Origin of the sequence: Parabacteroides sp. PFB2-10 (assembly GCF_029893085.1) — a bacterium.
GTDB lineage: Bacteria > Bacteroidota > Bacteroidia > Bacteroidales > Tannerellaceae > QVMG01.
In genome coordinates this window covers 272,002-298,043 of the sequence record NZ_JARXWI010000004.1, presented here as the reverse complement: position 1 = coordinate 298,043, position 26,042 = coordinate 272,002, and the positions used below count along the sequence as shown (strand labels likewise).

At 44.9% G+C, this 26,042-nt stretch carries 20 protein-coding genes and 1 pseudogene; 10 read left to right on the top strand and 11 right to left on the bottom strand.

Annotation, left to right across the window (positions count from 1 at the left end):
• Positions 1 to 636: 636 nt before the first annotated feature.
• From M2137_RS05690 to M2137_RS05650, 9 genes and pseudogenes are all read right to left on the bottom strand, one after another.
• Positions 637 to 1,569, bottom strand: a complete 933-nt coding sequence (locus tag M2137_RS05690; protein ID WP_280765495.1) for a WYL domain-containing protein — start codon at positions 1,567 to 1,569, stop codon at positions 637 to 639.
• A gap of 309 nt (positions 1,570 to 1,878) precedes the next feature.
• Complete coding sequence (locus tag M2137_RS05685; RefSeq protein WP_280765494.1) at positions 1,879 to 3,594, bottom strand: ATP-binding protein; 1,716 nt, start codon at positions 3,592 to 3,594, stop codon at positions 1,879 to 1,881.
• A 170-nt stretch (positions 3,595 to 3,764) separates the two neighbouring features.
• The gene (locus M2137_RS05680; protein WP_280765493.1) at positions 3,765 to 4,091 is read right to left on the bottom strand and encodes a hypothetical protein; all 327 of its coding nucleotides are present in this window, start codon (positions 4,089 to 4,091) and stop codon (positions 3,765 to 3,767) included.
• Positions 4,092 to 4,317: 226 nt separating this feature from the next.
• A complete protein-coding gene (locus M2137_RS05675; protein ID WP_280765492.1) occupies positions 4,318 to 4,923 on the bottom strand; it encodes a metallophosphatase domain-containing protein in 606 nt (201 codons plus the stop codon).
• 18 nt (positions 4,924 to 4,941) lie between these two features.
• Positions 4,942 to 6,078 (bottom strand): PD-(D/E)XK nuclease family protein, encoded by a 1,137-nt coding sequence (locus tag M2137_RS05670; RefSeq protein ID WP_280765491.1) that lies wholly within the window; start codon positions 6,076 to 6,078, stop codon positions 4,942 to 4,944.
• 27 nt (positions 6,079 to 6,105) lie between these two features.
• Positions 6,106 to 6,333: pseudogene (locus tag M2137_RS05665) on the bottom strand (DNA polymerase III subunit epsilon); the annotation flags it as partial.
• Positions 6,334 to 6,573: 240 nt separating this feature from the next.
• The gene (locus M2137_RS05660) at positions 6,574 to 7,662 is read right to left on the bottom strand and encodes a hypothetical protein (RefSeq protein WP_280765490.1); all 1,089 of its coding nucleotides are present in this window, start codon (positions 7,660 to 7,662) and stop codon (positions 6,574 to 6,576) included.
• Between the two features lie 725 nt (positions 7,663 to 8,387).
• Positions 8,388 to 9,992 (bottom strand): glycoside hydrolase 43 family protein, encoded by a 1,605-nt coding sequence (locus tag M2137_RS05655; RefSeq protein ID WP_280765489.1) that lies wholly within the window; start codon positions 9,990 to 9,992, stop codon positions 8,388 to 8,390.
• Positions 9,993 to 9,998: 6 nt separating this feature from the next.
• Entirely contained in the window at positions 9,999 to 11,474 is a 1,476-nt protein-coding gene (locus M2137_RS05650; protein WP_280765488.1) for a family 43 glycosylhydrolase, read from the bottom strand.
• Positions 11,475 to 11,844: 370 nt separating this feature from the next.
• Between M2137_RS05650 and M2137_RS05645 the strand changes: the two genes are divergently transcribed.
• The 3 genes from M2137_RS05645 (at position 11,845) to M2137_RS05635 (ending at position 16,297) form a co-directional block, all read left to right on the top strand.
• Positions 11,845 to 14,184, top strand: a complete 2,340-nt coding sequence (locus M2137_RS05645; RefSeq protein ID WP_280765487.1) for an alpha-L-arabinofuranosidase C-terminal domain-containing protein — start codon at positions 11,845 to 11,847, stop codon at positions 14,182 to 14,184.
• Between the two features lie 162 nt (positions 14,185 to 14,346).
• Complete coding sequence (gene mscL / locus M2137_RS05640) at positions 14,347 to 14,772, top strand: large-conductance mechanosensitive channel protein MscL (RefSeq protein ID WP_280765486.1); 426 nt, start codon at positions 14,347 to 14,349, stop codon at positions 14,770 to 14,772.
• A gap of 46 nt (positions 14,773 to 14,818) precedes the next feature.
• Positions 14,819 to 16,297, top strand: coding sequence for a capsule assembly Wzi family protein (locus M2137_RS05635; protein WP_280765485.1), 1,479 nt, complete (start codon positions 14,819 to 14,821; stop codon positions 16,295 to 16,297).
• Here the strand turns inward: M2137_RS05635 and M2137_RS05630 are convergent.
• The gene (locus tag M2137_RS05630) at positions 16,287 to 17,042 is read right to left on the bottom strand and encodes a lysophospholipid acyltransferase family protein (RefSeq protein WP_280765484.1); all 756 of its coding nucleotides are present in this window, start codon (positions 17,040 to 17,042) and stop codon (positions 16,287 to 16,289) included. The genes M2137_RS05635 and M2137_RS05630 overlap by 11 nt on opposite strands.
• 262 nt (positions 17,043 to 17,304) lie before the next feature.
• Between M2137_RS05630 and M2137_RS05625 the strand changes: the two genes are divergently transcribed.
• The gene (locus M2137_RS05625; protein WP_280765483.1) at positions 17,305 to 17,475 is read left to right on the top strand and encodes a hypothetical protein; all 171 of its coding nucleotides are present in this window, start codon (positions 17,305 to 17,307) and stop codon (positions 17,473 to 17,475) included.
• A 57-nt stretch (positions 17,476 to 17,532) separates the two neighbouring features.
• Here the strand turns inward: M2137_RS05625 and M2137_RS05620 are convergent, their stop codons facing one another.
• A complete protein-coding gene (locus M2137_RS05620) occupies positions 17,533 to 20,520 on the bottom strand; it encodes a glycoside hydrolase family 3 N-terminal domain-containing protein (RefSeq protein WP_280765482.1) in 2,988 nt (995 codons plus the stop codon).
• A gap of 105 nt (positions 20,521 to 20,625) precedes the next feature.
• On the opposite strand from M2137_RS05620, the gene M2137_RS05615 reads away from it, so the two are divergent.
• The 6 genes from M2137_RS05615 to M2137_RS05590 all read left to right on the top strand — a co-directional run bounded on the left by M2137_RS05615 (position 20,626) and on the right by M2137_RS05590 (position 26,035).
• The gene (locus M2137_RS05615) at positions 20,626 to 21,399 is read left to right on the top strand and encodes an NIPSNAP family protein (RefSeq protein ID WP_280765481.1); all 774 of its coding nucleotides are present in this window, start codon (positions 20,626 to 20,628) and stop codon (positions 21,397 to 21,399) included.
• A gap of 400 nt (positions 21,400 to 21,799) precedes the next feature.
• Entirely contained in the window at positions 21,800 to 22,765 is a 966-nt protein-coding gene (locus M2137_RS05610) for a PhoH family protein (RefSeq protein WP_280765480.1), read from the top strand.
• Positions 22,766 to 22,902: 137 nt separating this feature from the next.
• A complete protein-coding gene (locus M2137_RS05605) occupies positions 22,903 to 23,853 on the top strand; it encodes a phosphoribosylaminoimidazolesuccinocarboxamide synthase (protein ID WP_280765479.1) in 951 nt (316 codons plus the stop codon).
• Between the two features lie 4 nt (positions 23,854 to 23,857).
• Entirely contained in the window at positions 23,858 to 24,598 is a 741-nt protein-coding gene (gene ubiE, locus M2137_RS05600; protein WP_280765478.1) for a bifunctional demethylmenaquinone methyltransferase/2-methoxy-6-polyprenyl-1,4-benzoquinol methylase UbiE, read from the top strand.
• Between the two features lie 16 nt (positions 24,599 to 24,614).
• Positions 24,615 to 25,358, top strand: coding sequence for a shikimate dehydrogenase (gene aroE / locus M2137_RS05595; RefSeq protein WP_280765477.1), 744 nt, complete (start codon positions 24,615 to 24,617; stop codon positions 25,356 to 25,358).
• Between the two features lie 32 nt (positions 25,359 to 25,390).
• A complete protein-coding gene (locus M2137_RS05590) occupies positions 25,391 to 26,035 on the top strand; it encodes a DUF5715 family protein (RefSeq protein WP_280765476.1) in 645 nt (214 codons plus the stop codon).
• Positions 26,036 to 26,042: the final 7 nt, after the last annotated feature.

The following is a 26,042-nucleotide window of genomic DNA, read 5'->3' as shown; positions in this document are numbered from 1 at the left end:
TCTCTTTTATCTCACACCCACTTCAGGCATCAAAACAAGAAATTAAGGAGAAAAAAGAAGCAAATGATCTCACATTTGCGGGTGCAAAGATAGGGGTTAATTTCTTTCTAAACAAAATTTATTTGAAGGTTTTTTTAGAAAAAGTTGCAACAAAACAAGTAAGAAGCTGATAATAGATTGGTTAGATGGGCACTTTTTTTTCGAAAAGAACAGAAAGAATGCCTGAAACTGAAATATAGAGCCCCTACCCCGTCGGGATCCGTCTTGCAAGGGCATGAAGGGCTCTTGTATATATAAATATGTATATAGTAGAAACGGAGGGCTGGGAATAGGGAGAAAATAGTCGAAAGTCAAAAACCGAAGTGTAAGCAAAAAGAGGCGTTTTCTAACGAATTGGGGCACTTTTGCTTACACTTCGGTTTGTTAAAAAATGTTTCTCCCGGGAGTTTGTCTCCAAAGTCCCGGTTTTTTGGAAAAATTCTCCTGCCGAAATATCAAATTGTCAAATTGCAATCGCTTAGCCGAAGGCGTAAAGCAAAAGCAAAAACGAAAACAAACACCATCACAAAAGCACGATATGACTGAATTTCATACGTTGACGATTTATCTTTTGTATAGTAAGATGCAGGAGAGGGGCTATTTCCCATACACCTCAAGCATTTTCTTCATATCAGCTATCATCTCTTCTCTCAACCATAGTGGGGAGAGAATTTCTATTTCATTTTTATGAGAGAGGAGCTCCTGTTGAAAATCATAAGTCGGACGTAAGAGGTATTCAAAGACAGCATATTCACCCGTCGTTTCCACCTCTTTTTGGGTATGATGCAAAGGCAAAGCGCGCAGATATTTCGATTTATTGCCGTATGCTTTGATCCGTATCTGCTCGATATCATACTCCTCATCTACTATAATGCCAAAGCTTCCGTCAAAATAGTCCTGCGGATCGAAACGAGGAGGGTATTTAAACTGTTGATCTGTTTGTCTTAATTGCCGAATTCGATCTAAGGCGTAAATACGTTTCTGCTTCTCCGGATTATGGGCAACCACGTACCAGCGTTGCTTAAATACTTTCACACAAAGAGGTTCGATTTCAAACGTACTCGGCGTATCCCTCCAATAGGACTGATAGGAAATCTCCACCACCAGGTTGTCGCGCATCGCTTCAATCAGCGGCGTCAGATATGCTCTCCCCGACGGGATGTATTCAAACAGAATTCTATTTTTCAGCTTATGACTTTCATTGATCAGATTATTAACCGCAAAGGTATTTAATAGCCAGCTGCGCACACCTCCTCGTTTCATATCGTCTGCGTTTTCGATATAATAGGTGTATCCATCGCGCTTATCGCATTCGATATTGATATCAAACATTTGTTCTATCGCCTTGCGATGGTTGTGAAAGGTGCGCAAAGGAAGGTCTTCCCCATCAAGATTCAACTGTGATCGCAGCCAATACTCATTGATTTCTTCGAAGGTTATTTTCCCTTTTCGATAGATCATATCCACCAACCAGACATAGCGATTGAAGAGGTTGGAGGTGGTATCTTTACTTGATTTTTTTTGTTTCATCTGTTTTTATTTTAAAATAATCTGTACATATGCGCAGTTCTTCTCTTTTTCAGCAAAGATAGAAGAATCATGCGCCAAATAACAGCATAGGTGATGTTTTATCCGAAAATCATCACAAATCATCCGATTAAGAGACCAAGAGGTTATCGCAATTTTCGATAAGCTTGGAAACCTACAGTTCTCACCCTCCTTACCCAAAGCATTCACCTTTTGCGGTCGAATTTTCCGACCGCAAAAGGACAAAAAAACAAGACGCAGGATCACCTCGTATTCTTGTGTAGATTTTCTTTTTAATAACATGACGGCTTCTTAGTTGGTAGAACTATAGGTAAACCCTATTCTTCTTCGTTCTGTGTTCTTATATAAAAACTCACTTTGGCAGTAGCTATGTACTGTTTCCAACGAAGGAGTTGTTCCGTTTAGGATAGAGTCTACGGTATATTTGCGCACAATGTTCTCTATCTGGCCACCGCTAAAATCATAGTCATTCGCTAAGATCAACCGATCCTCCTCGGAAAGTGCCGGCAGCATGGTATGCCAGATTTTCTTTTTGGCATCAGTACAAGGTTTATCAAACTCGATTTTATATAAGAACCGCCTTTCAAAAGCCTTATCTAAGTTCTGTGTCAGATTGGTCGTGGCAATCATAATGCCTTCCAGGTTCTCCATCTCCTGCAAGAGGATATTTTGAATAGCATTTTCTGTTTGATCGATGGAGCCCCTGCCTTCTTCTTTTCGTTTCCCGATAACTGCATCGGCCTCGTTGAACAACAGAATGGGAGCCACCTCGCTGGTTTTCAAATAATTCTTATACTTATCAAAGATACCCTTTATTAGTTTTTCACTCTCCCCATACCACACACTTTTCGTTTCCGAAATATCCACCATCATAATGTCCCGCCCGGTAGCGTGTGCAATTTGATAGGCTGTCTCGGTCTTCCCGGTGCCTGGTGCCCCGTAAAACAAACAGGCAAAACCTTTTCGCAAGCCGCCTTTTTCCAGTTTCTCCTGAACGGACTGAAAATTATCTTGCTGAAGGAGTGAAGCGAGTTGGGTGATTTGCAACTGCTCGCGGTCATTGTAAAACAGCTGTTTAGCCGTTATATTTTCATGCAATATAAGATCTTTCTTATGTACCGTTTGCTGGGTTTTTATATCTAACTCAACAAACAATTTTTCTTTGGCTGCGGCGGATAGCTTATAATAATTACGGTCACTAAAACCATTATCATTAGAATTCTCCAAAATATTGTTTTCAAGCAATTCGTTCTGTCCGTTTTGTAAACTGGACATCATCGATCTAACCATCCATTTTTCATCAAATACAGAATTCAAATCACGTTCTCCAACACAGTCATCATCCAAATTTACATACATGTGACAAAAGAATAACAGCAACAGAGAACTGTCTTCGTCTGAGAAAACCTTCTCATACTCATTAATCTGTTGACAAAAAGACAAAGAAGGATTGTCGGCAAACAAAGATCGCAATTCTCCCAATAATACATCAGACGAGATTTCTCTATTCTCCCTTTCCTTAAAAAGACGATAAAGATGTTTAAACAGGTCTTTTGTCGTAAGGCCTTTTGTATTCTCCGGTTCATAGACCACATTGTCTTTTATGGCACGAACGACTTCCACCGGAACTCGATACGTATGTTTACTCTCCTCTCTGCAACAGCGAATCAAACGCCTCCGTTCCAGCTCGTCAATGTCACTTATCAAGCTGATGGTCTTAATATTCCGACATTTAATAAAGGAGGACAACTCATTCAGATAGATCCTATTATCGTCGCTCTTCTCGATAAAAACAGTAAATAGAACGACCTGATTGGCTGTTAAGCTCATTTTTTTAGAAACAAACGTTATACTTCGCTTGGCCTTTTGGTAGAATTCTTCACTCAAACCGGAATTTTCCACCAGTTCAATGATACTTTCAATGTGCTGTAAAAGCGTTTTGGGTGACTTCTTTTTGGCCTCTTTACTATTATCCACACCCTCTTTTGTAGTCTTTAACGGTTTCATATCTATTGTTTTTATACAAAGATAGGATCAGCGTATGCCATATAACGGCATAGAGTGTGGGTATTTACAAAAAACTGCTCGAATGAGCAGTTTCTAATTACCACGGAAGCACTAAAATATCGGAGTATGCTCTTTCGCAACAATGTCTCTGTTGCGAAATAAATTCTATGTTACCGATCTGCCCGTGTCGCAATTTTTTTACATTTCCGGTCGTAGGTGTGAATCCAACTTCCGCTTTTGACGGTAAAGGAGTTGCCGGCTGCTCCTTTTACCTCCAGGTTTGAAGCGGACATCGAAGCGATCCGCTTACACTTTATGTCGTATGTGTAAATCCAGCTACCGCTGACAACGACAAAGAAATCAGAAGCAATCCCTACTACCTTCCGGTTCGCCGCCGACATAGAGGAGGCCTTCTTCCCTTTTGCATCATACACATAGATCCAACTACCGACGATTTGTACATCGGAAATTATTGTTTCATCACTATTCGATACCATATTGTTGTTTTGTTTTGCAGCAAGGCTTAATGTAAGAGCACATGCTAAGATTAATGTAATTGTTTTCATCTGTTTTACCTATTTAATATGTATGAATCCTCCTTATTCAATTGGTAGGCTCTGATAAGCCAAACTCTTAAAAAAACAAAGAAAGGGAATTATTATGCCAAAGGACAACATATCTTAAAGAAAATGAGAGAGAAAGCAAATTCGCCATAGCACTGAATCAAATATCAAACAGGTGGGGGCTGTTTGTCAATCGATACGCTTCATCTACCAACGCCGCATTGACAAAAGTAGTCTGTTTTGATTCCTCTATACCATACGCATCATGAATATGTCCAAAAAGGTGATAATGAGGACGAACGTCTAAGACCTTCTGAAGCAAATCAGGACAACCAAAGTTTATATTATTAGCATTATCCAAAATACCAAGTGGCGGGCGATGCGAAATCAACATATCAGTATCTTTCGGCACTTGAGCGATCTTACTATGATACTCCCCACTTATATCATCAGAAAAGAAGAAAGGCATACCCCAAAACCTCACGCCTTCTATGGCCACACCACTATGACAAAGGTAGAAACAATTTTTAGGCAAGAATTGCTGTACCGCATCAGTGTTCTTGTTTTCCAAACAAAAATCATGATTGCCGGCTATAAAGATTTTATACTCATAATCCAACGCTCCAAACCATTCGACAAAATCCGCGATCTCCTCTCCCGTTCCGGCATACGAAATATCACCGGAATGAATAATTATGTCAGCAATCGGTAAGTTACTCAATTGCCGATGGAGGTTGTGGGTGTCGGAGAGGTGGAGGAGGCGCATGCATTAAGTAATTCTGATTTATAAGTCTAATCCTTTTATTTTTTTTATTAAAGCTGATATTTGATCTTTGCAATTTTTCGCAAACAAACGAATAGAGTCTTCTTCCCACTCTATCTTTTCGAGTTTTGTATAAAGAGGCCACCAACCATCATTCCATTTAAAATGAGAGCCAAATATAGATCTTAGTGTTTCTAAAGTCTCATTGGATAATGGATTCTCTTTCCAATCATCACGAGTATATTGAATTCCAAATAAATAACCGGCTCCTTCAGGGCTATAACTGATATGACACTTCTTCCACCCTGGCACAAAAACACGAAAGTTTATTCCACCATCAGCTTCAGAGGCTCCTCTTTTTTCTAACTCAAAGCCTTCTCTACTCACAAAATCTTCCATTTCAGGAAAAAAGTATTTCTCTGCCATGGCATCAAATATTGCTTCATAATTTTGACGAATTGTTTTAGCCGCTTCAAAATTATTCATCAGAATTTCCACTATTTCACTTTGATTTCTCGCATCCATATCTTGATTTGTTAGTTGTTTTAGATGATTAATATATTGGATAATAGTTTCACGCACTATCGGAAATCGAACAGCAATTTCTACGCACTTTTCAAGCCAATCAATAATCTCTGCTTTATACGAGATGCTGTTATAACTTATTCCACAATGACTTTCACAAGAAGCTTCATTTCCTTCCAAAGTAAGATAGTATACATGATAATTACCTGCTGAATATTTTCGTTTCGCAAAAGTGTCATAACGTTTCAGTTGTTCCCATTGATCCTCAGCATAAATCTTATTTTCAAGTATTATAGATTTACCACCACTTTCTACCAAAATATCTATTCTACCCTTTTCTATATCTAAAACATAATAATCCGTAGGGTATTCAGTAAAAACATGAGCATTGGAACAATCAAAATCATCAATTTCTAATAAATTCACAAAGCACTCCAGAAGCTTCGCTCCTAATCCGTGAGAACCTTTGGGGTTTAGAAATTCAGCAATTATAGCAGAATGAGTATTTTCGTAGTGATTCACACCGCAAATGCGAAAGATATTAAACCGCCCACCTGTGGCATCCAATATCTCTGAGTTTTTTCTACTGACTATATCAACTTGATTTAGTAAGTTCCTTATCTTATCTTCCATCTTCTATTGTTTTATTTAAAATTCAACTTTAATATCCCCCCAAACCTCAGGAAACTCCGGTTCATTTAGTGTATCATAATAAGATAGCCCATGTATATCCGCAGCCCACGAACAATAGAAATTAGGTCGTGGACGGATAAGGCGGTATAGCTTATCTGTGACAACACCATTCTCCACAATCACAATTCCCAAGCTACATATACTTGAGCGATTGTGGTTCGCTGTTTCAAAATCGATGGCTGCAAAGTTTAACATTCAACTATATTCTAAAATTATTATTCCCATAAGGGAAAAAGCATGAAACTGTACGCCTACCTGTAACCAATATACACAATTGTCTTTCAGAAGTGAATAACGTTCCGATTCCTGCTGCTTTCTGTTACAATAATAAGGAATGATTAGCTAAACTATCGCAGAGTACAAATATTTTGGGTCAAATATTTTTCTTCAAATACACCCTTTACTCTTTCTATAGTAACGATGACTTAAAAATTATTAGAGATCTATCCCTTCTGTATTTTTTAAAATATACCCTGCAATGCGTTGCCTAAAATACTCTTTCAGTCCTCCACTTCGTATAGCCTCAAAAGCATAGTCTTTCCAATTAAAATAAGCATAAGCCTTAAAATAAGCCCATCCTGAGTCTCTCGTTGCATTGGAATTTAATATAAATTCTTGTAATCGTTGGTCTGCGTTCTCTGTATAAATACCATAGATTAGACCTCTTAAGTTTGTATGCCAAAATTCAAATACAATTTTATGATCGCGCCATTTCGGGTTTTGAAATGTAAAACTAATGGGATCATCAATAACATTGATATCTGTATTTTCATAAATTAGTCCATTCTCCTGAGCAAGTTCCTTTAGTTGGGGTACAAATTCATTTTCCAGTATTTCTTGTTTTTGTTGATAAGATAATGTATCCTTATCTAGTTGCTCTACCCAGTAAAGTTGTGAAGGTATCTCATTTTGCAAAAAATCTCTCCACTTAGATTGCGAAAATCCCATTCCACAATGCTTTATAAAATATAATTTCAAGTTTTTCGAATCATACTGTATGCTACCTATACGAGGAGAAACATTACTTATGGGATCAAACAATTGCAATGGAGCATAAGGTATACTCATAGCAGACATAGAACTTTCATAGAATTTTGATGCAGTAACCCCAATAAAAATACATATATCCGGTTTTAAGACTTCTATAATTTTCGGGAATATCTCCCAACCATTATTAAAGTCCTCTTCATTGGGTCTATCTTTAGGATCACACATTGCACGTTGAACGAAGTTATAATAAGCAATGTTATCCCACAAGATAGGGTCATTTCCCTCTTCGTTTTTTAACAGGAAAGTAATATTCCTGAAAGTCTGAGTAATCCCGTCATTGCAATAGAGTTCTTCTTCTATGGTTTCGCGTGTAGCATTTTTGTCATTATAACCTTCTCCATAGTGCGATTCACCAATAATCAGGATCTTGTATTGTCCCTTTAAATACTCTCTTCCAACCCATGGGAACCAAGCTAATCCTTCTATTTTATCAAAAAGAAGATTAAAGTTTTCTTTAGATAATATTTCTAACATATTTTTTTGATTTTAGATTTTTCAATTACTCTATTAACACCTAAATATAATATTTTGTTCGTCTTTATTGAGTATTTCACCACCACTTTTTCTCTATTGGCGACATAGAATCCTACCGAGAAACACACGGTCGTAGATCATTTATATACAGATACTTGACAGATCAACCTTCCATTAACATGATAGACTCTGAGTATATCTCGTTTGGTAAAAGTGATAGATATTTCTCCATGCCCCCCACTTTTTAAAAGCAAAAGAACAAGAATGCTATGCCAAATCATGACACAGTATGTTAGAAAATGAAGTTGACAGAATATCGCATCCTGTATTCAGAAAATTGCTCCCTTCGGAAGCGAACGTTGTTTCACTGTTCCCGATTTACATTTTTCTCTGTACTTCGCTTCGCTAAGCGATTTACAAATTGTCAAAATCGCGGGAGAATTTTTCCAAAAACCCGGGACTTTGGAGACAAACTCCCGGGAGAAACATTTTTTAACGTATCATATTGTAAAGCAAAATGGCGTTTTTGCTTACATTTTGTCAATTTGGATTTTGGCTAAAAACAGAAAATCTGATGACTGTATATTGGGATTTCATGGAAACAGATTAAAACATAGCTGACACACAAAGAGAGGCTTTCTCGTTGTGAGAAAACCTCTTTTTGTTTTCATCAGATTATTATATCCTGACTTTGTGATTGAGGGTGTATTAATGCCTCAATGAACTTAGCGTAAAGGCGTATCGGATACATTATATTCCAGGAAATCTATATCCACTACTCCACTCTCGCTATCGTCATTAAAGCAAAACAGGCCTATTCTGTCGCCACGGTAGTTTCCCCATTTCAGTTGATAGGGGTCGCCATATTCCCGGAAGGTTTTTCCGTCTACGCTGTAAGAAAAGTGGCTTTTCCCATCTAATCCCCAAACTGACTTGAGCCAAATTGTCGGGGTAGTGATGATTTCTCCTGTTATAACCTTGTCGTTTTGCCGGTACTCCAGCCTTCTTATGCCATCGGCCTGGGCAACTCCAATGGAGGCATGTTCTTTGGAAAAATGACAAAGGCCATTCTTTTGACCATCGGTCATGGCTGAGATATCCATTTTAACAATCACTTCATTGCCGGCGGATCTATAGGATCGTTGGGTCAGTGTATTGCCTGCCGACAAAAGTTGATTCTGTCGCAACGGTTTAAAGGCTTTCAGCCTCAGCCAACCGGGTCTCTCTTCCAATGAGAACATGTCGGTGCGTGGCTGGTAGTTCCACTGCCATTGTTTGGAGATGTTTATTCCATCAAACTGATCACTGGTCATCAAGGTATTTCCCAGTTTATTTACTCCGGGGATTTTTCCTTCCCAAACCATGTTTCCCATGCCATCCAGACCTACCTGACCTATAATCGGCCATTCATCCACCCAGGTGACAGGAAGCAAACTCAACACACGCCCTTCCCAGGTGCCTGTGCCGTGATGTGTGAGGAAATACCAGTTTCCGTCATGCCCCAGTACGATTCCGCCCTGATTCGGTTCCTTTGCCTCTCTTCCGGGATGAGCCAATTGTTTTATTTCCGAATAGGGACCCCACAGGGATTTAGCTCTTCTCGCCACGACATATCGCCCTTTATCCGAAAAATGCTCACTAAAAATAAGATAGTACCAATCGCCCACCTTGATCAATTTGCTAGCTTCCCTCCCCGCTCCTTCATTCACCAGCATGGCGGATGAGCGATCGATGGTTTTCCCATCCGGGGTCATTTTGAAAAAATAGGTTTTATAGTTATCAGCAAAATGCGTTCCGACAAAGCAGGCCGTTCCGTCTTCATCCCAAAACACCGAGCAGTCATCCCAACCCGGCTCGTCCATAAGCTGATGTAAGGGTTCCCAAGGGCCTTCGGGACGGGGAGCGGAGGTCATGAAAAAGCCCTCATCGGGTGTTCCGAAAAAAACATAAAAACGACCTTCGTGATAACGTATTGTACCAGCCCAAATACCTCGTCCGTATCGATCCATCTGTGTCCAATTCAATTTGGGGCCGATTTGAGTCAGGTCGTCTACCGCATGGCCACATATTTCCCAGTTGACCAGATCGGTGGAATGTATCACTGTCATACCCGGGCTAAACTGAAACGTAGAGGTGATAGCATAATAGTCATCGCCCACCCGGATACAATCGATATCGCTATAATCGGCCGGTATAATCGGATTTAGATAGGTGCCATCCCGTTGATCACCCCAGGAACTCCGCATCTCCCACCTATTATCACTCTGCGCAATCCCACCTACCTGAAAAAAGAGAATAAACAATACGGCAATAAATAATACTCGTTTCATAATCATTTAAAATACTTTGATTTCCCAAACACCCGGATCTCCCTTAATTATTTTCAGCCTTAGATACCTTGCTTCGCCTAAATCTTCGGCAATATGCGGAGATCGCACTGCTACTTCATTCTGCATGGCGCATACTTCCCATTTTTTTCCATCCAATGATTTCTCAAGTATCCAGGCATGCCCAAAGGCGGGGAAAGTGAAAGCCATTTCGCAGCTGTTCAGTTTTTTCACCTCTCCAAAATCAAGCATTAGGAAAGGCCTCTTATCATCTCCTGAAGCCATCCAACGGGTTCCGTTTGATCCATCGATCGCATTCTGTGGTTCATAAGTAAATTCGCGGGAGGCCGTCGAAGTAGTGAACTCATCCAACGGCGAATCATTAAAGCCGGCCAATATTTCTTTAGTAGATATCTTCGCCTCTTTATGGCTTGAGGCAGTTGCTTTTGCCTGCAGAGCGATATTGATTCGCTTATCCGGCTTATTGTTTAAGTATCCGACGCCCTTAAAGCCCGGAACAATCGTTTTTATTGTTCCATCCGCATTGAATTCCATTTTATCGGCAAACACCTGCCGGGTGGTGCTACCTTCACCGAATTCCAGGTAAACAAACATATAGGTATCAGATGCTTCATCATAAAACACATTCCCATGACCGGGTCCCCATACGCCATTTTCAAGTGATGTATAGATAAACACATCGTTGCCTGCCGGGGTTTCAAAGCCAGTAAGAGGGTCCTGTTTGCTTATCATATATGCATTGCGATAGTTCTGATCACCCCCTTGGGTGTACACATAATAATAGATATTATTTCTTTTGAACATAGTAGGTCCTTCAGAGTAGGCTTTTCTTAGGGTAGGAAGAGTAAGGATTTCACCTTCAATCTCTGAGAAATCACTGTTTACACGCGACGCTTTCCAGCGACGCCAGTACATATAACAACTACCATCATCGTCAATAAACGGTTCCCCGTCGATATCCGGCAAAAAGGGTTTGCTGGCTGTTTTGCCCGCCGGAACCTCTCCGGCAAAGAGTCCGTCACCATGTTGAAAACGAAAAGGACCATCAGGCGATTCCGACACCAAAGTATAAACCGGACAAGTGCCATCAGGAGATACGATTGTTGGGAACAGATAATACAGATTATCTATTTCGATCGCTCTTCCCGGAGCCCAATACCGAAAATAACCGTATCGCTTTTCTCCATCTTTATTGGTAAAAGGATAGGGTTTATTCCATTCTATTTCGGGCAAGATAGTCCCTTCAAAGCTCCAGTTTACAAAATCTTTCGATTTCCAGACAACGGGAGGTCCCATTTGATCTAATCCTTTATCGATATCTGTTGTTCCATACAGGTAGTAGGTATCACCAAATTTCGACACGGAAGGGTCCGCGACATTATCCGGAATAATCGGATTAAAATTTTGAGCTCCCAATGCAAAAGGGAACAACAGGAGCAAGTAGAGCATTTTTTTCGTTTTCATATTTTCATGATTAGGTACTGAAGAGGATAACAACAGATTCTCAAAATCGCCCGAGAATTATCTCGAAATATAGGGACTTTTTTCATAAATCTAATAAAGCGCAAGGCTATTTGCTGGCCGAACAGGGCTGAACATGGTCGACCAGCAAATTATCCCAACAAAATGACGCCGGAAAAATAAGCGTTTTGTCAGAACAGAGCAAATTCCGTAAATAAGGATGACAGAGGGAAGATGGGTAAGCAGTTACAAATTTATGCCGAAATAATTTGATATTCAAGAGATTTATTTATATTTGCATAATGTGTATTGCTTACACTTATCGCAACCTCCTTGAACATCTTTATCATTGTGAAACAAATAAGTCTGTATCATGAAAAATCTATTCTTAATTTCTGTTTTTCTGTTGGCGGCAACCAGTTTGTCGGCGCAGAGCAAGCCCGTCAATATCGATATTGATGCGGGCGAAAAAGTAGCTACCGTTACGAAATTGTTTAACGGAACGAACATTGAAGACCTCAACAACCAGACCAATGGCGGTATGTTCAGCCAGTTGTTGCATGGAGAGGCTTTTGAAGAAAACATCGACGTGGATTTCCTGAAACTTGACAAGAAAGACTATTCTAAGGTGTATGTGGTGATCGACGAAAGAGGTATTCCTCATCTATTGAGTCAATCGGACATTTACACCCGTATCAGCTGGAATAACCTGAACGAAAAGTACGATTTCAACTCGAACGACATCTATTCTGCCGGAAAATTTGGTAGCCCTCACAACCTGTCCGGTTGGATTTTCCCGGGACGTTTCTTAGTGTACGATTCCCTGCCTCCCAACATTCAGCGTATTATGATGGATCGGATCAGTGGCAACGAGCAGGTATCGAAATACTGGTCGAAATTGACGCAGGGCAGTCCGCAGTATAAATACGAATTGGTGCGCGACGGCAAGGCCTATATGGGTCGCCAGACACAACGCATCAGCTTTACAGGCGGTAGTGGCGAAGTAGGGATCACCAACCATGGGCTGTACCGCTCTGGTATTATGTTTGAGAATGGCAAATCGTATGATGGCGTATTGCGCATAAAAGCAGAGAAACCGACAACGATCTTCCTCTCTCTTCGCGACGAAAACAACAAGGTTTTAGCAGAAAAATCATATCAGCTCCGCGGAGACGGCTCATATGAAAAGGTAACCTACGAACTGATTGCTAACGGCACCACCATCAACGGCCGCTTTGGTATCTCTCTGAAAGCTCCCGGCACCATCGATCTTGGTTTTGCATTCCTGCAACCGGGCACCTGGGGACGCGTGGAAGGCGGATGGCCTATCCAGACAAAGTTCACCGAAGCCTTGAAGAAACAGGGCATCACAGCATTCCGTTACAACGGTTCCATGGTGGACGTAGGGGCAGACACCTATCTGTATCGTTGGAAACTGATGCGCGGACCGATCGACGAACGCCGGATTACTTTCCGTAGCGGATTCAACGCCTATGCAACACATAGCTTTGGGTTTATTGAAATGCTGCAGGCGGCGGAAGCCATCGATGCCATCGCCATCATCGGGATGAGCATGAACGAGTCGTATGAAGACATCCGTGACTTTGTAGAGTATGTAAACGGACCGGTTACCTCGAAATGGGGAGCGATTCGTGCAGCCGACGGACATCCGAAGCCTTACAATCTGAAATACATCCAGGTAGACAACGAACGGGGTATCTCCAGAGGGTATGTGGAATGCATGAAGAAATTTGCCAAGGCAGCCTGGGAGGTAGATCCAAACATGTCGATCATGACTTCGCTGAATATTGGAGGCAGCGGATATGTACGCGGTGGTTCGGAACAGCAAAAACAACAGGTAGAACGTCTGCGCACGCAATTGGCCGAATTGGAACGCACCACAAGCGAACCGCGTCAGCTGCGCACCCTGCAACAGCAACTTCGCCAACAGGAAGAGAACCTGGGCAGCCAGTATCGTCTGGCTTCGGAACTCGCCGGATGGTTCATTGCCCAAGGTAAAGGAGACAAACTGGCTTGGGATCCGCACTATTCCGGTGCCCGTAACTTTGCCGACAGAGGCGATGCTTTCCTGAACGAGATGGGTGTCAACCTGCAAAGAGAACTGGCGAAAGACCACCCCGGATTCAAGCTGAACCTGCACCCGATGGAAGAAAACGGTAGCCGTTGCGACTGGGACCGCGGATTGGCGCATGCGCACAACTGGAACACCTTGCAACGCTATGGCGACTGCTTCCAGATGCTGGGAACAGCCAATACCTTCCAACCTCACGGATTACATTATATGTGGGATCAGGGACGCGTTCATTATACACCGGATGCCATTTGGTTCCAGCCATCAGCACATATCGACGAGATGATGATGAAGACCTGGAAACCGAACGTAGTGAAGGCTACCAGCAACGAAGATTTGTTGGACGTAACAGCGAAAATCAACGATGCAAAAACCGAAATGACAATCTACGTGGCAAATATGTCGGATCAACCTTTGAGCGCAGTGATCAATATTGCGAATTTCCGTTTCGGCACCCGTGCGGAAGTGCAAACAATCGGCGATTGCGCACTGACGGAATTCAATACGTATGACAATAAGGACAATGTTGTATTTAAGCCCTCGAAGGCGACCATCGCCCGCAAAAATGCGAAATACACATTCCCCAAATACTCCTATACAGTCATTACGCTTAAAAAATAATCAGAAGTAAAAAGCATAAAAAACCACAGTTCCGGCTTGGAACTGTGGTTTTTTTTTAATCTCTTTGCGTGAAAAACAAGGTCTTTCAGGTTTATAGAGCGAACCAAACGGGTCGTTTTTCAGTTATATCATAAAACGAAACACATTAAAAGAAAGTAGTATATGAAAAAGATGTTGCAAGAATTCAAAGATTTTGCCATGCGCGGCAATGTGGTGGATATGGCTGTCGGTATCATTCTGGGAGGTGCCTTCGGGAAGATCGTCTCCTCGTTAGTGGGCGATATTATTATGCCGGCCGTAGGACTATTGGTGGGTGGTGTCAACTTCACCGACCTGAAGATCACCTTGAAACAGGCCGTTTTGGAAGGAGGCGCAGAGATTGCTTCGGCAGTAACCATCAATTACGGACAATTCCTACAGGTTACCTTCGACTTCCTGATCATTGCCTTTGCTATCTTCCTGATGGTGAAAGCCATCAACAGCTTCCACAAAAAGAAAACAGAAGAACCGGCCGCTCCGGCTGCACCTCCGGCAGATATTCAATTGCTTACGGAGATCCGCGACCTATTGAAGGAAGAGAAGAAGTAAATAAGTGGATTTTGCTATATTTGTGGTCTTATAAAACAAATATAGCATGAAATCAGCCTTGTTGATTATAGTGGCGTTGCTTGCCGGAAGTCAGATGACTCATGGGCAGGCAACCGTTGATGATTCCACGACTATCACCTATCAAATAGAGTTGGCCGGCTCGGCGGCAACAGGCGATCTCACGCCTTTCTGGACCACCAGCAACCGCTGGGGAGTGGTTCCCACCGAGTCGGGCAATCTACTTTTGCGTCCTCAAATCAAACACCAGCTGTTGTTCGGAAAAGGGTTTTACTGGACCAATCATATCGATGCGGTTCTGGTCACTCCCCGCTACCGGAATGTCTATCTCCAACAGCTCTATACCGAACTGGGCTATAAAAAACTTTCCCTTCGCATCGGAAGCAAACAGGAATACTCCTCGCTTTGGGACAAAGATCTGAGTACGGGAGACCTCATCCTCTCGTCGAATGCCCGCCCTGTTCCGGAAATCAATATTTCGCTAATCGATTTCGTTCCTATTCCTTTTTCTATGCAAAGATTGCACATAAAGGGGAATATCGCCTTCGGCCGCTCGTTCGACACCGCTTTTCTGGAACAATCGATCGATACCAACCGCTTCACTTACATTAAAAACGTGTTGTGGCATCATAAGTCCTTCCATCTCCGTTTCAAAGATGCCAAAGGAGAGATACCTTTCTACGCCACAGCCGGCCTGCGCCATATCGCACAATGGGGTGGCACCTCTACCAACGAGAAATTAGGGAAGCAGCCCCAGTCGTTTAATGATATGATTCGTATTTTCTTTGCCAAAAGCGGCGGAGAGGGGGCAAGCCTTTCCGACCAAATCAATGTATTGGGGTCGCATCATCTCTCGTACGACTTCCAGTTGGGGTATGAAAAAGAGAAATGGGGAATACAGGCCTACTACCAGCACTTATCGTACGACAAGTCAGGCATGCTGTTTTATAACAAAACGGACGGATTATGGGGTTTGCAGCTGGATCTGCCGGCGTTTCCCTGGCTGAAGAGCGTTGTATTGGAATATATGAATACCAAAAACCAGAGTGGCCCACTCCATTATATCGAGTTCGATCACGACGCGCATCCCGGTCGTGGCGGAGGGAACGACTGTTATTACAACAACGGAGAATACACCACAGGGAACAGCTATTTCGGCAGAGGAACAGGCTCTCCGCTCCTCTCCTCACCGATCTATAACCAGAATGGCAGCCCCGGCTTCCTCTGCACACGTGTGAAAGACTGGCATATAGGGGCGAAAGGCAGCCTGTTACCCACGCTCGATTACCGCGCGATGTTTACCGTCATGAAAGGATGGGGAACTCATATGGCTCCCTACCTGAAGATGAAACAAGGTTGTTCTTTTCTGGTAGAAATAGATTACAGACACCCTCATTGGGAAGGATGGAGTCTTTGTGGATCGCTGGCTGGCGACACGGGCGATATGTTCGGAAAACAGAGTTACGGATTCAGTTTAGGGATTCGTAAGGAGGGGATTATTCGGTAGTCTCTTCATCGCGGAACTCCGGCCACAAGGCAGACGCAATGATTTCCCTTGTCTCATCTGCCAGATGTTGCAATCCCTTCAGGGAGGTATCGATCCCTTCGGTCGAAATAGGTTCGTGTATGATCATTTCCATCCGGTGGCGGCGCAGATTCAAGCTGCCAATCGGCAACACATAATAGGGGCCATTCAGGGTGATAGGCACAATGGGCAACTGCTGTTCGTCGGCCATCTGATAAGCGCCACGCTTGAAGCGTATCATTTTGCCGGTGTAGGTACGCGAGCCTTCCGGAAACACCGCGATCGAAGCGCCATTGCGCAGACTCTTCCGCGCCTCAGCCACACTTTGGGCAGCCGCCTTCTTCGTGGAGTTATCGACAAATATAAATCCCGCCGCGCGACAGGCCGCACCTACCAGCGGTATCTTCCCAATACCGGCCTTCATTACCCATTTGATAGGAACCCCCAGGAATCCATATATCAGAAAAATATCGAAGGCTCCCTGATGATTGGCAACAAACACATAAGACTTCTTCCGGTCGATATGCTCCCGTCCTTTGACTTTCACCGGGCATAACGAGAGATAACAGGTCAGGCGCGACCAAATCATACCGGGGTAATAGGCAAAGATCTTCTCTCCGCCCAACAGACACCCCAGAATGGTTGTCAGTGCCGTAAGAATGGTCAGTACCAGAAAAATAGGCACAAAGATCAACCAGGTATAAAGGATATAGAATAGTCGTAGCATCTTGTGTTGTGTTTAAGGCAAAGATAACGACAACTAAAGAATAATAGCAACCCAAAAGCCAAGAAATTCTTTCAATCGAGAAGCTAAACAAGACTCTTTCAACATTTTTAGTCTAAAATATTTTCGCAATCGGGTTATTATTACTTTATTTGCAGAAAATAGGATGCGCTTCAGTAATATTCAAGCACGCTTGGTATTACATTCAGCTTTCACTATTTTTGCCAGAGAAAAAAGAAACAATAATAAAATTTATCGATAAACCATGAACGCATTGATTAAAAATCTTGGAGTGATTATCCTCCTGATCGGGGTTGCTATCTTGGCAATACCGGCGATTACCAACAGTATGAGCAACGCACTTCTTGTGGCAGGATTAGTAGTAATCATCATCGGTTACTTATGCCATATCTTCCTAAACAAGAAAGTAGGATAATTAGTCGAAAAAGAAATAGAAAGGCTGTATCTCCCAAAGGATACAGCCTTTTTTATATCATTTCCGCTCGATGGCTTTGTAGATTGCATCCTGAATGCGCATGCGGGTCTCTAAGGAGAATAGTTTGGTATTGGCCCGGCTCGGATGCAGGCGGTTGGTCAAAAAGATATAGACCAGTTGGTTATCGGGATCGACCCAGAAACAGGTTCCGGTATAGCCTGTATGCCCAAAGACACTGGCTGGCGCCAACGCACCGCAAGGCGAGTTGCGCACATTTCCCCGATCGGGCTTATCGAATCCCAATCCGCGACGCGAACTGGGTGATTTGCTCTGCGTAAACAGGCGAGCAGTCTCCTGTGTGATCAAGGTATCCCTGCCATATACTCCCTGATTGAGGTAGAGCTGACACACCTTGGCCAGGTCGTGCGCCGTCGAGAAAAGTCCCGCATTGCCCGATACGCCCCCCTGAAAAGCTGCTGCCTCATCGTGTACATACCCTCGCAACAACTGGCGGCGTACAAACTGATCGTCTTCCGTCGGCACAATCCGTTGCATCTCTATCTTTCCGACAGGGTTATACATCATCGTTTGCGCTCCCAAGCGGGAGAAGAAATCATTTTGCAATAACTCGTCCATCGACTGGCCCATTTCGCGCTCCACAAGCATCTTCAACAGGATAAAGTTGATACAACTATAGCGGTAACGTCCTTTTGCCACCAGGCGGGAGTCGATAATAGAGGTCATGATGCTATCCTGAAACGCCTCCGCCACATAGAAATCTTTGGCCACCTGTGTTGCGAATCCCTCTTTCGGCGTGGTAGAGACCAAATCCGGCAAATAGGTGAAATCATTCCGCACAAATGTCTTCGCGTCGAAACGAACCGGATGGGTTGCCCGACGTGATCCGCTATAAAGACTGCCACTATAGCTATCCTGATCGATCGCTTTCAGGTAGAAATTGATCGTAGAGACCAGTCCCGACTGGTGATACAATAGTTCGCGGATGGTGATATCTTTCTTATCGGTTCCTTGCAATTCCGGGAGATAGGTCGATACTTTCTGGTTGAGTGTAAACTTCTTTTCATCGTATGCCTTCATAGCCGCCAGTAACGTACCGGCCGCTTTCGAGACAGAGGCCAGGTCGTAGACCGATTCGAGGGTGACAGGCTCCGTTTTCTTCTCATCCTGATAGCCAAAGGCTTTATGATAGACCACCATCCCCTCTTTCGCCACCAATACCTGGCAACCCGGATAGGCCTCTTCGTCGAGCCCCTCCTGTACGATCGATTCGATCACATCCAGTCGCACCGGATCCAATCCTACCTCTTCGGGCTCCTGATAACCCAGGCGGCTCTTCTCCGTAAAAAGACCTGTTCCGGCAAAATAAAGACCGGGAATAGAGACCGGCAATTTGCCTTTGGCGGCAATCCCGCCCATAATAAGCTGGGCAGCATATTCCTGAGCGAGCGGCGTCGCTTCGTAGGCCATAACAGCCGCTTTCGATCGGTCGATGCTCTGGCGATACTGTCGGCAGGAATAAGGCAGGGTAAAGAAGGTCAGAACCACCTCTTTCCGGGTAGCCAACTGGCGCAATTGCTCACTCTCGGCAACGCGTATTGTATGCACAGCGCATAAAATCACGTCGTAATTCTCCAATTGTCGGTAGACCTCGCGCACCTGTGCTTCCGTACTGGTAAGCAATAGCTGGAAACGATCAATCTTGTCATACCTGCCAAGCATCTGCATATAAGGCGTCTCTACCCCATCACCCAGCGACAGCGCCGCTATCTTCTTCTTCCCGATCCCTTTCAGCGGAAGATAATCGTCGTCGTTCTTCATCAGGGTGATCGCTTCGGCATTAAGCTTCGCCACCAACCAGGCGGCGTGAGGCGTGTTCAACCGCTCCGACAAGCCTTTCAGTTCAACCGGCTGATAGTTGTGCAGACCGGTAATGTATTTATATTGTAACACCTTAAGGCATTTCGCTTCTATCTCGCTCCGATCCAACACCCCCTCCTGAACGGCTTTCCGTACCGCGTCCACATCGGTAAACAACGAAGCCGGAGCCAACAATATATCATTCCCCGCCAATAAAGCTTTGACGGAAGGATTCTCGGAACTCTTGGTCGATGCCCCCTTCATGGCCAGGGCATCGGTGAAACAAAGCCCCTGAAAGCCCAGTTTCTGTTGCAATAGCCCGGTAACGATCGGCTTCGAGAGCGAAGAGGGCAGATTGGGTGTCTTATCGAGTGTCGGCACATAGAGGTGTCCGGTCATCACGCCCGCGAAGCCTTCATATATATAACGCTTAAAAGGCAATAATTCCACGCTGTCTAAACGTTCCATCGAATGGCGGACAGCCGGCAGGGTGTGGTGCGAGTCATCCGAGGTATCGCCATGTCCCGGAAAATGCTTGGCAACCGAAAGAACCCCTTTCTTCTCGATCCCGCGGGCGTAGGCAATGCCCTTTTCCGCCACAGCGTCGGGGTCTTCCCCAAACGAACGGATGCCGATTACCGGATTGGCCATATTACTGTTCACATCCACATCGGGCGCAAAATTGATATGGATGCCCATTTCGTTGCATTGCCGCCCCACCTCTTCGCCATAAGCTTCGATCAGGTTTATATCTTCAATCGCACCCAACATCATGTTTTTGGGAAACCGCGTCGTGCCGTCGAGCCGCATCGAGAGACCCCACTCCCCGTCTAAGGAGACAAGCATCGGTATTTTGGAGGCCTTCTGCACCCGATTGGTCACTTCTGCCTGCGTCACGGCATCGCCTTTATGAAACAAGATCCCACCGATCTTGGCTTCATTCACATAACGCATCAGAAGTTGTATGTTACGATTATCGGTTGTCGGGTTGGCCACCGGCATGAAAAGTTGTCCGATTCGCTCGTCTAAGGTCAGGGTATCAAATACGGAATCGACCCAGTGATTCATCTTTTCTTTGTCGGCCTTACGATATAGTTCCGGGACGGTTTGGGTTAATCCGGAAAACACACATCCACAAAAGCTTAACAGAATTATCAGTCTTCGCATTGCTCATTCATCATTTTTACTATTCAAAGGTACATAATTCTTCTTATATGTATATCTTTGGTTCCGACATAATTCTATCTCGCTAAAAACAAATTTGTAAAGACCATGAAAAGAAGAAGATTCGTAAAAACCGCCAGTGCATTAGCAATTATCCCGGCCGTCAAAAGCTGGAGTTCATCCACCCCGGCAAAGAAAGCTGCAGGCAAAGAGATCTACGAGTGGCGATTCTACACGCTGAAAGGCGAAGGCGATCGGCTGGATGCCTTCTACCGGGACACGTTTATTCCTGCCTTCCGGCGCTTCGGCATCAAGGTGGGCGCCTTTGCTCCCCACCAGAGAGGGGAGAAAGATATGCGTTACTACCTGTTTATCTACCCCGACATGGCCACCTATCTACAGGTGAAAGAAGGCATATGGGCAGACACCGCTTTCCGGGAAAAAGCACAACCTTTCTACGAGGAAACGGCTCCGGCTCCGCTCTATGAGAATATGGAAACATTCCTGTGCGAGGCATTCGATAAGATCCCGGCACACCGCGTTCCGGGAAGAGAGCGTACGCTGTTCGAGATACGCCTCTACTGGAGTCCCAACGAAGAGGCCAACCGCCGCAAGGTGGCTATGTTCAACAAGGATGAAATCGCCATTTTCGACAAAACAGGCATCAATTCGGTCTGCTACGGAAACATACTGGCCGGCCCCCGCATGCCTGCCCTGATCTACCTCACCTGGTATAAAGACGTCGCTACGCGCACCGAAGCCTGGAACCAATTTGGTGCCCACCCCGACTGGCAACGCATCAGAGGGCTGCCCGAATATGCCCATACGGCCACAGCCAACAAAAGCATTCTGCTTTCGCCGCTGCCTTATTCCGAATTGTAAAGAGGGAGAGGCATTTTCTGTCCAAAATCCAAAAATCGAAGTGTAAGCAAAAAGGGTCAGTTTTTAACGATTTTCCCCTCTTTTGCTTACACTTCGGTTTGTTAAAAAATGTTTCTCCCGGGAGTTTGTCAAAAAAGTCCTGCCATTTTGCAAAAAAAGTCCCACCGCTTTGACAAAATGTCAATTTGAATGATCTCCAAAAAAGAAAGAATTTGAATATTCCTTCTATCTCCTATCCCCCATTACCTTCACATCTTACGTATCTAAACCTCCCTGCCGCTTATTTGTCAAGAAAACGATAACCCGATAAAAGACTCCCCTCGCGGGAACAACTAAGGGAGAATATGCTTATTTTTGTATCCCCTTGTCACAGAAAAGAGAACAGGGGAATCAGAACAGCATGATAGAACGCATCTATATATTAGAAAATGTGGACCCGGTGATCTTTTACGGGGTGAACAACACACATATGCAACTGATCAAGACATTGTTTCCCAAGCTGCGTGTAGTAGCACGGGGCAATGTGATGAAGGTGATCGGCGAAGAGGAGGAATCGGAGATTTTCCTGAAGAAGATCCGGGAGCTGGAGAAATACTGCGAGGAATACAACTCGCTGACGGAAGAGGTGATTCTCGATATTATCAAAGGAAACACGCCGGTCGTTGCCAAACAGGAGAACCTGATTATCCACGGAATGAACGGCAAACCGATCCTGGCACGCAGCGAAAACCAGCAACGTCTGGTGGAGGCATTCGAGGAGAACGACCTGGTGTTTGCCACCGGTCCTGCCGGAACGGGAAAGACATTCGTTGCCATTGCTCTGGCCGTGCGCGCCCTCAAGAACAAGCAGATTCGCAAGATTATCCTGAGCCGCCCGGCTGTGGAGGCGGGAGAGAAGCTGGGATTCCTGCCCGGCGAGATGAAAGACAAGCTCGATCCCTATCTGCAACCCTTGTACGACGCCCTGCAGGACATGATCCCGGCAGCCAAACTGAAGGAGTATATGGAGAATAATGTGATCCAGATTGCTCCGTTGGCTTTTATGCGCGGGCGCACACTCAACGATGCGGTGATCATCCTCGACGAAGCGCAGAACACGACTACCCACCAAATCAAAATGTTCCTGACCCGTTTGGGCATGAATGCCAAGATGGTGGTCACAGGTGATATGACACAGATCGACCTGCCGCCCTCGGCTACATCGGGACTGATCCAGGCGATGCACGTATTGAAGGGGGTTCCCGGCATTGGACGGATCGAGTTTACCAAAAAGGATATCGTACGTCATAAATTAGTGCAGCGCATTGTGGAGGCGTATGAGAAGTTCGATAAAAAGAAAGCCCAAAAGGCAATGGATAATGGATAATGGATAATGGATAAAAACACAAAATAATAAATAACCAGAATTGTCAGTTGCCAGTTGTCAATTGCTCTGCACCTTCGGCCAAGTGAACGTTGCTTATCAATTATCAATTATCAACTATCAATTTTAAAAAGAGGTTTATGAAAAAGGCATTAACAAGAACAGACTTTCAATTTCCGGGACAGAAGAGTGTCTATCACGGGAAAGTACGCGATGTGTATAATATCAACGACGAATTGTTGGTGATGGTAGCTACCGACCGCATTTCGGCTTTTGATGTGGTGTTGCCCGAGGGGATCCCTTTCAAAGGGCAGATGCTGAATCAGATCGCAGCAAAATTTCTCGATGCAACGGCGGATATATGCCCCAACTGGAAGCTGGCCACGCCGGATCCGATGGTCACGGTGGGTGTTCAATGTACCGGTTATCCGGTGGAGATGATCGTACGCGGTTATCTGGTAGGAAGCGCCTGGCGTGCGTACAAAGCGGGCGCCCGTGAAATATGCGGCGTCGAACTGCCGGATGGTATGGTGGAGAACCAACGCTTCCCCCACCCCATCATCACGCCGACCACCAAAGCGGAGATTGGCGAACACGACCAGGACATCTCACGCGAAGAGATCCTAAAGCAGGGATTGGTTTCTGAAGAGGAGTATGCAACGCTGGAGAAATACACCATGGAGCTCTTCCTGCGCGGCACGGAGATCGCTGCCGAACGGGGACTGATCCTTGTCGACACCAAATATGAGTTCGGACACCGCGACGGAAAGATCTACCTGATCGATGAGATCCATACGCCCGACTCATCGCGCTACTTCTACCTCGAAGGCTACGAAGAGCGTTTTGCCAAAGGCGAACCGCAGAAACAACTCTCGAAGGAGTTTGTACGCGAATGGCTGATGGATAACAATTTCCAAGGGAAAGCCGGACAAGTGGTACCGGAGATGACACCGGAGATTGTGGCTAGCATCAGCGATCGCTATATCGAGCTATATGAGCATATCACCGGAGAAACCTTCGTAAAAGAAGATACCGACAGTTTGCTCGCGCGCATCGAAAAGAACGTAACCGACTACCTGCAATCACGCTAAGTCTATGCGACAATATGGTTCGGAAGAGATACTGCCCTACAACCAGACAGAGGAGAAGGGCGTACAGGTAGAGCGTATGTTCGACAATATTGCCGGAGCCTACGACCGATTGAACCATATACTTTCGTTCGGATTCGACCGGGGATGGCGACGCAAAGGCATCCGCTACATGAAACCGTTCCAGCCCCGACACGTCCTGGATATTGCCACCGGCACAGGCGATCTGGCCATAGCGATGTGCCGGGCGCTACAGCCTGAGGTTATCACAGGCGCCGACCTCTCGGAAGAGATGATGCGGATCGGACAGGAGAAGGTGGATAAGGCGGGCATGACAGGCCGGATCGTGTTCGATCGACAGGACAGCCTGGCATTGACCTACGCGGCGAATAGCTTCGACGCAGTAACGGCGGCGTTCGGTGTGCGCAACTTCGCCGATATCCGGCAGGGGCTCGAAGAGATGCACCGGGTACTGGAACCGGGCGGACATCTGATGATACTGGAGCTGACCACGCCGGAGCATTTCCCGATGAAGCAATTGTTCGCTATCTATGCCCGTCTGGTGATTCCTTTTCTGGGGCGACTGTTCTCCAAAGAGGGAAAGGCGTATGCCTACCTGCCCGCCTCCATCGAGGTGGTGCCGCAGGGTAAGGTGATGACAGGACTATTGGAAGAGATTGGTTTTAAGGAGGTACAAATAAGAAAAATGACCTGGGGCATCTGCTCGATGTACACGGGAAAAAAATAAAGAAACAAAGTAAAACATGGATAAATACGGGCTGATAGGCTACCCACTGGGACATTCTTTCTCCATGACCTTTTTCAATCAGAAGTTTGAATCAGAGCGTATCGATGCGCAATATCTAAACTTTGAAATCGAAAACATCAAGGAATTAAAAAATGTACTCCGGGATAATCCGGAACTGAAAGGGCTGAATGTGACGCTCCCCTACAAGACGCAGGTGATACCCTACTTAGACGATATCGACGAAGACGCGCGGCGCATCGGCGCAGTGAATGTCATTAAATTCAAAAAGGGGATGTTCGGAAAAAAGAAATTGGTGGGATATAACTCGGATATTATCGGGTTTAAGCAATCCATCGAGCCGCTTCTCAATCAGTCACATCGCAAAGCGCTGATATTAGGGACAGGAGGAGCATCGCGCGCCATCTTTCAGGGACTGAAACAATTGGGCATCGGCTCCACGCTGGTATCCCGTTCGCCCCGCGAATTCGGCATTACCTACGATGAGATCACGCCGAAAACCATGGAACAATATACAGTGATTGTCAATACGACACCGGTCGGTATGTATCCGCATGTGGACGAATGTCCCGATATTCCGTACGATCTGCTTACACCCAATCACCTGCTTTACGATTTGCTCTATAATCCCGACGAAACGCTTTTCATGAAAAAGGGAGAGGCGAAGGGTGCTGTCGTGAAAAACGGATTGGAGATGTTGCTGTTGCAGGCATTTGCCGCCTGGAATATCTGGCAACAATAAGAATAAGAAACAAAAAAACTTTCTCAAAATAGATGAAAATAAAACCGTTCGTATGGCTCATCCTCTGTTTATCATGGATGACCCTTACCTCCTCCTGTGGCGAAAAGCGGGGAGAACTGCGCCGTATCTGGTATAAAGGAAGCTATAACCGTGACTTCAACGACCTGAACCCGCTCCACCTGGAAGCGGCACAACGCCTGGGCATCCGCCCGGTCTCTTCACGGGAAGAGGCGAAAAAAGCCTCCCGGAAGATGATAGAAATCAAGACAAATAAATACTATGAGGTGGAGGAACTAACCCACTCCATCCCCTACCTGGTGCCTGAAGCGGCCGGATTACTGGAAACGATCGGAAAAAACTTCATTGATTCATTGCAAAGCCATAACGCTCCGCATTACAAGGTGAAGGTAACCAGCGTGACCCGCACCGTCGACGACATCGATAAACTGCAAAAAGGCAATATCAATTCATCGTCGAACTCTGCTCACCTCTATGGCACAACCTTTGATATTTCCTGGGTGCGCTACACAAAAATCAACAAAAAAGACGCATTGAATATTGAGCAGGAAGACTTGAAAATGGTCTTAGCCATGGTGCTCCGCGACTTGCAGAAACAGGGGAAATGCTACGTGAAGCATGAAAGGAAGCAGGGTTGTTTCCATATAACCGCCCGGTAAAAGAAAA

Bases quoted from the DNA above. Each gene is read 5' to 3' on its own strand.
- M2137_RS05690 (WP_280765495.1), bottom strand. From the start codon at position 1,569: ATGAAACAAAAAAAATCAAGTAAAGATACCACCTCCAACCTCTTCAAT.
- M2137_RS05685 (WP_280765494.1), bottom strand. From the start codon at position 3,594: ATGAAACCGTTAAAGACTACAAAAGAGGGTGTGGATAATAGTAAAGAG.
- M2137_RS05680 (WP_280765493.1), bottom strand. From the start codon at position 4,091: ATGGTATCGAATAGTGATGAAACAATAATTTCCGATGTACAAATCGTC.
- M2137_RS05675 (WP_280765492.1), bottom strand. From the start codon at position 4,923: ATGCGCCTCCTCCACCTCTCCGACACCCACAACCTCCATCGGCAATTG.
- M2137_RS05670 (WP_280765491.1), bottom strand. From the start codon at position 6,078: ATGGAAGATAAGATAAGGAACTTACTAAATCAAGTTGATATAGTCAGT.
- M2137_RS05660 (WP_280765490.1), bottom strand. From the start codon at position 7,662: ATGTTAGAAATATTATCTAAAGAAAACTTTAATCTTCTTTTTGATAAA.
- M2137_RS05655 (WP_280765489.1), bottom strand. From the start codon at position 9,992: ATGAAACGAGTATTATTTATTGCCGTATTGTTTATTCTCTTTTTTCAG.
- M2137_RS05650 (WP_280765488.1), bottom strand. From the start codon at position 11,474: ATGAAAACGAAAAAAATGCTCTACTTGCTCCTGTTGTTCCCTTTTGCA.
- M2137_RS05645 (WP_280765487.1), top strand. From the start codon at position 11,845: ATGAAAAATCTATTCTTAATTTCTGTTTTTCTGTTGGCGGCAACCAGT.
- mscL (WP_280765486.1), top strand. From the start codon at position 14,347: ATGAAAAAGATGTTGCAAGAATTCAAAGATTTTGCCATGCGCGGCAAT.
- M2137_RS05635 (WP_280765485.1), top strand. From the start codon at position 14,819: ATGAAATCAGCCTTGTTGATTATAGTGGCGTTGCTTGCCGGAAGTCAG.
- M2137_RS05630 (WP_280765484.1), bottom strand. From the start codon at position 17,042: ATGCTACGACTATTCTATATCCTTTATACCTGGTTGATCTTTGTGCCT.
- M2137_RS05625 (WP_280765483.1), top strand. From the start codon at position 17,305: ATGAACGCATTGATTAAAAATCTTGGAGTGATTATCCTCCTGATCGGG.
- M2137_RS05620 (WP_280765482.1), bottom strand. From the start codon at position 20,520: ATGCGAAGACTGATAATTCTGTTAAGCTTTTGTGGATGTGTGTTTTCC.
- M2137_RS05615 (WP_280765481.1), top strand. From the start codon at position 20,626: ATGAAAAGAAGAAGATTCGTAAAAACCGCCAGTGCATTAGCAATTATC.
- M2137_RS05610 (WP_280765480.1), top strand. From the start codon at position 21,800: ATGATAGAACGCATCTATATATTAGAAAATGTGGACCCGGTGATCTTT.
- M2137_RS05605 (WP_280765479.1), top strand. From the start codon at position 22,903: ATGAAAAAGGCATTAACAAGAACAGACTTTCAATTTCCGGGACAGAAG.
- ubiE (WP_280765478.1), top strand. From the start codon at position 23,858: ATGCGACAATATGGTTCGGAAGAGATACTGCCCTACAACCAGACAGAG.
- aroE (WP_280765477.1), top strand. From the start codon at position 24,615: ATGGATAAATACGGGCTGATAGGCTACCCACTGGGACATTCTTTCTCC.
- M2137_RS05590 (WP_280765476.1), top strand. From the start codon at position 25,391: ATGAAAATAAAACCGTTCGTATGGCTCATCCTCTGTTTATCATGGATG.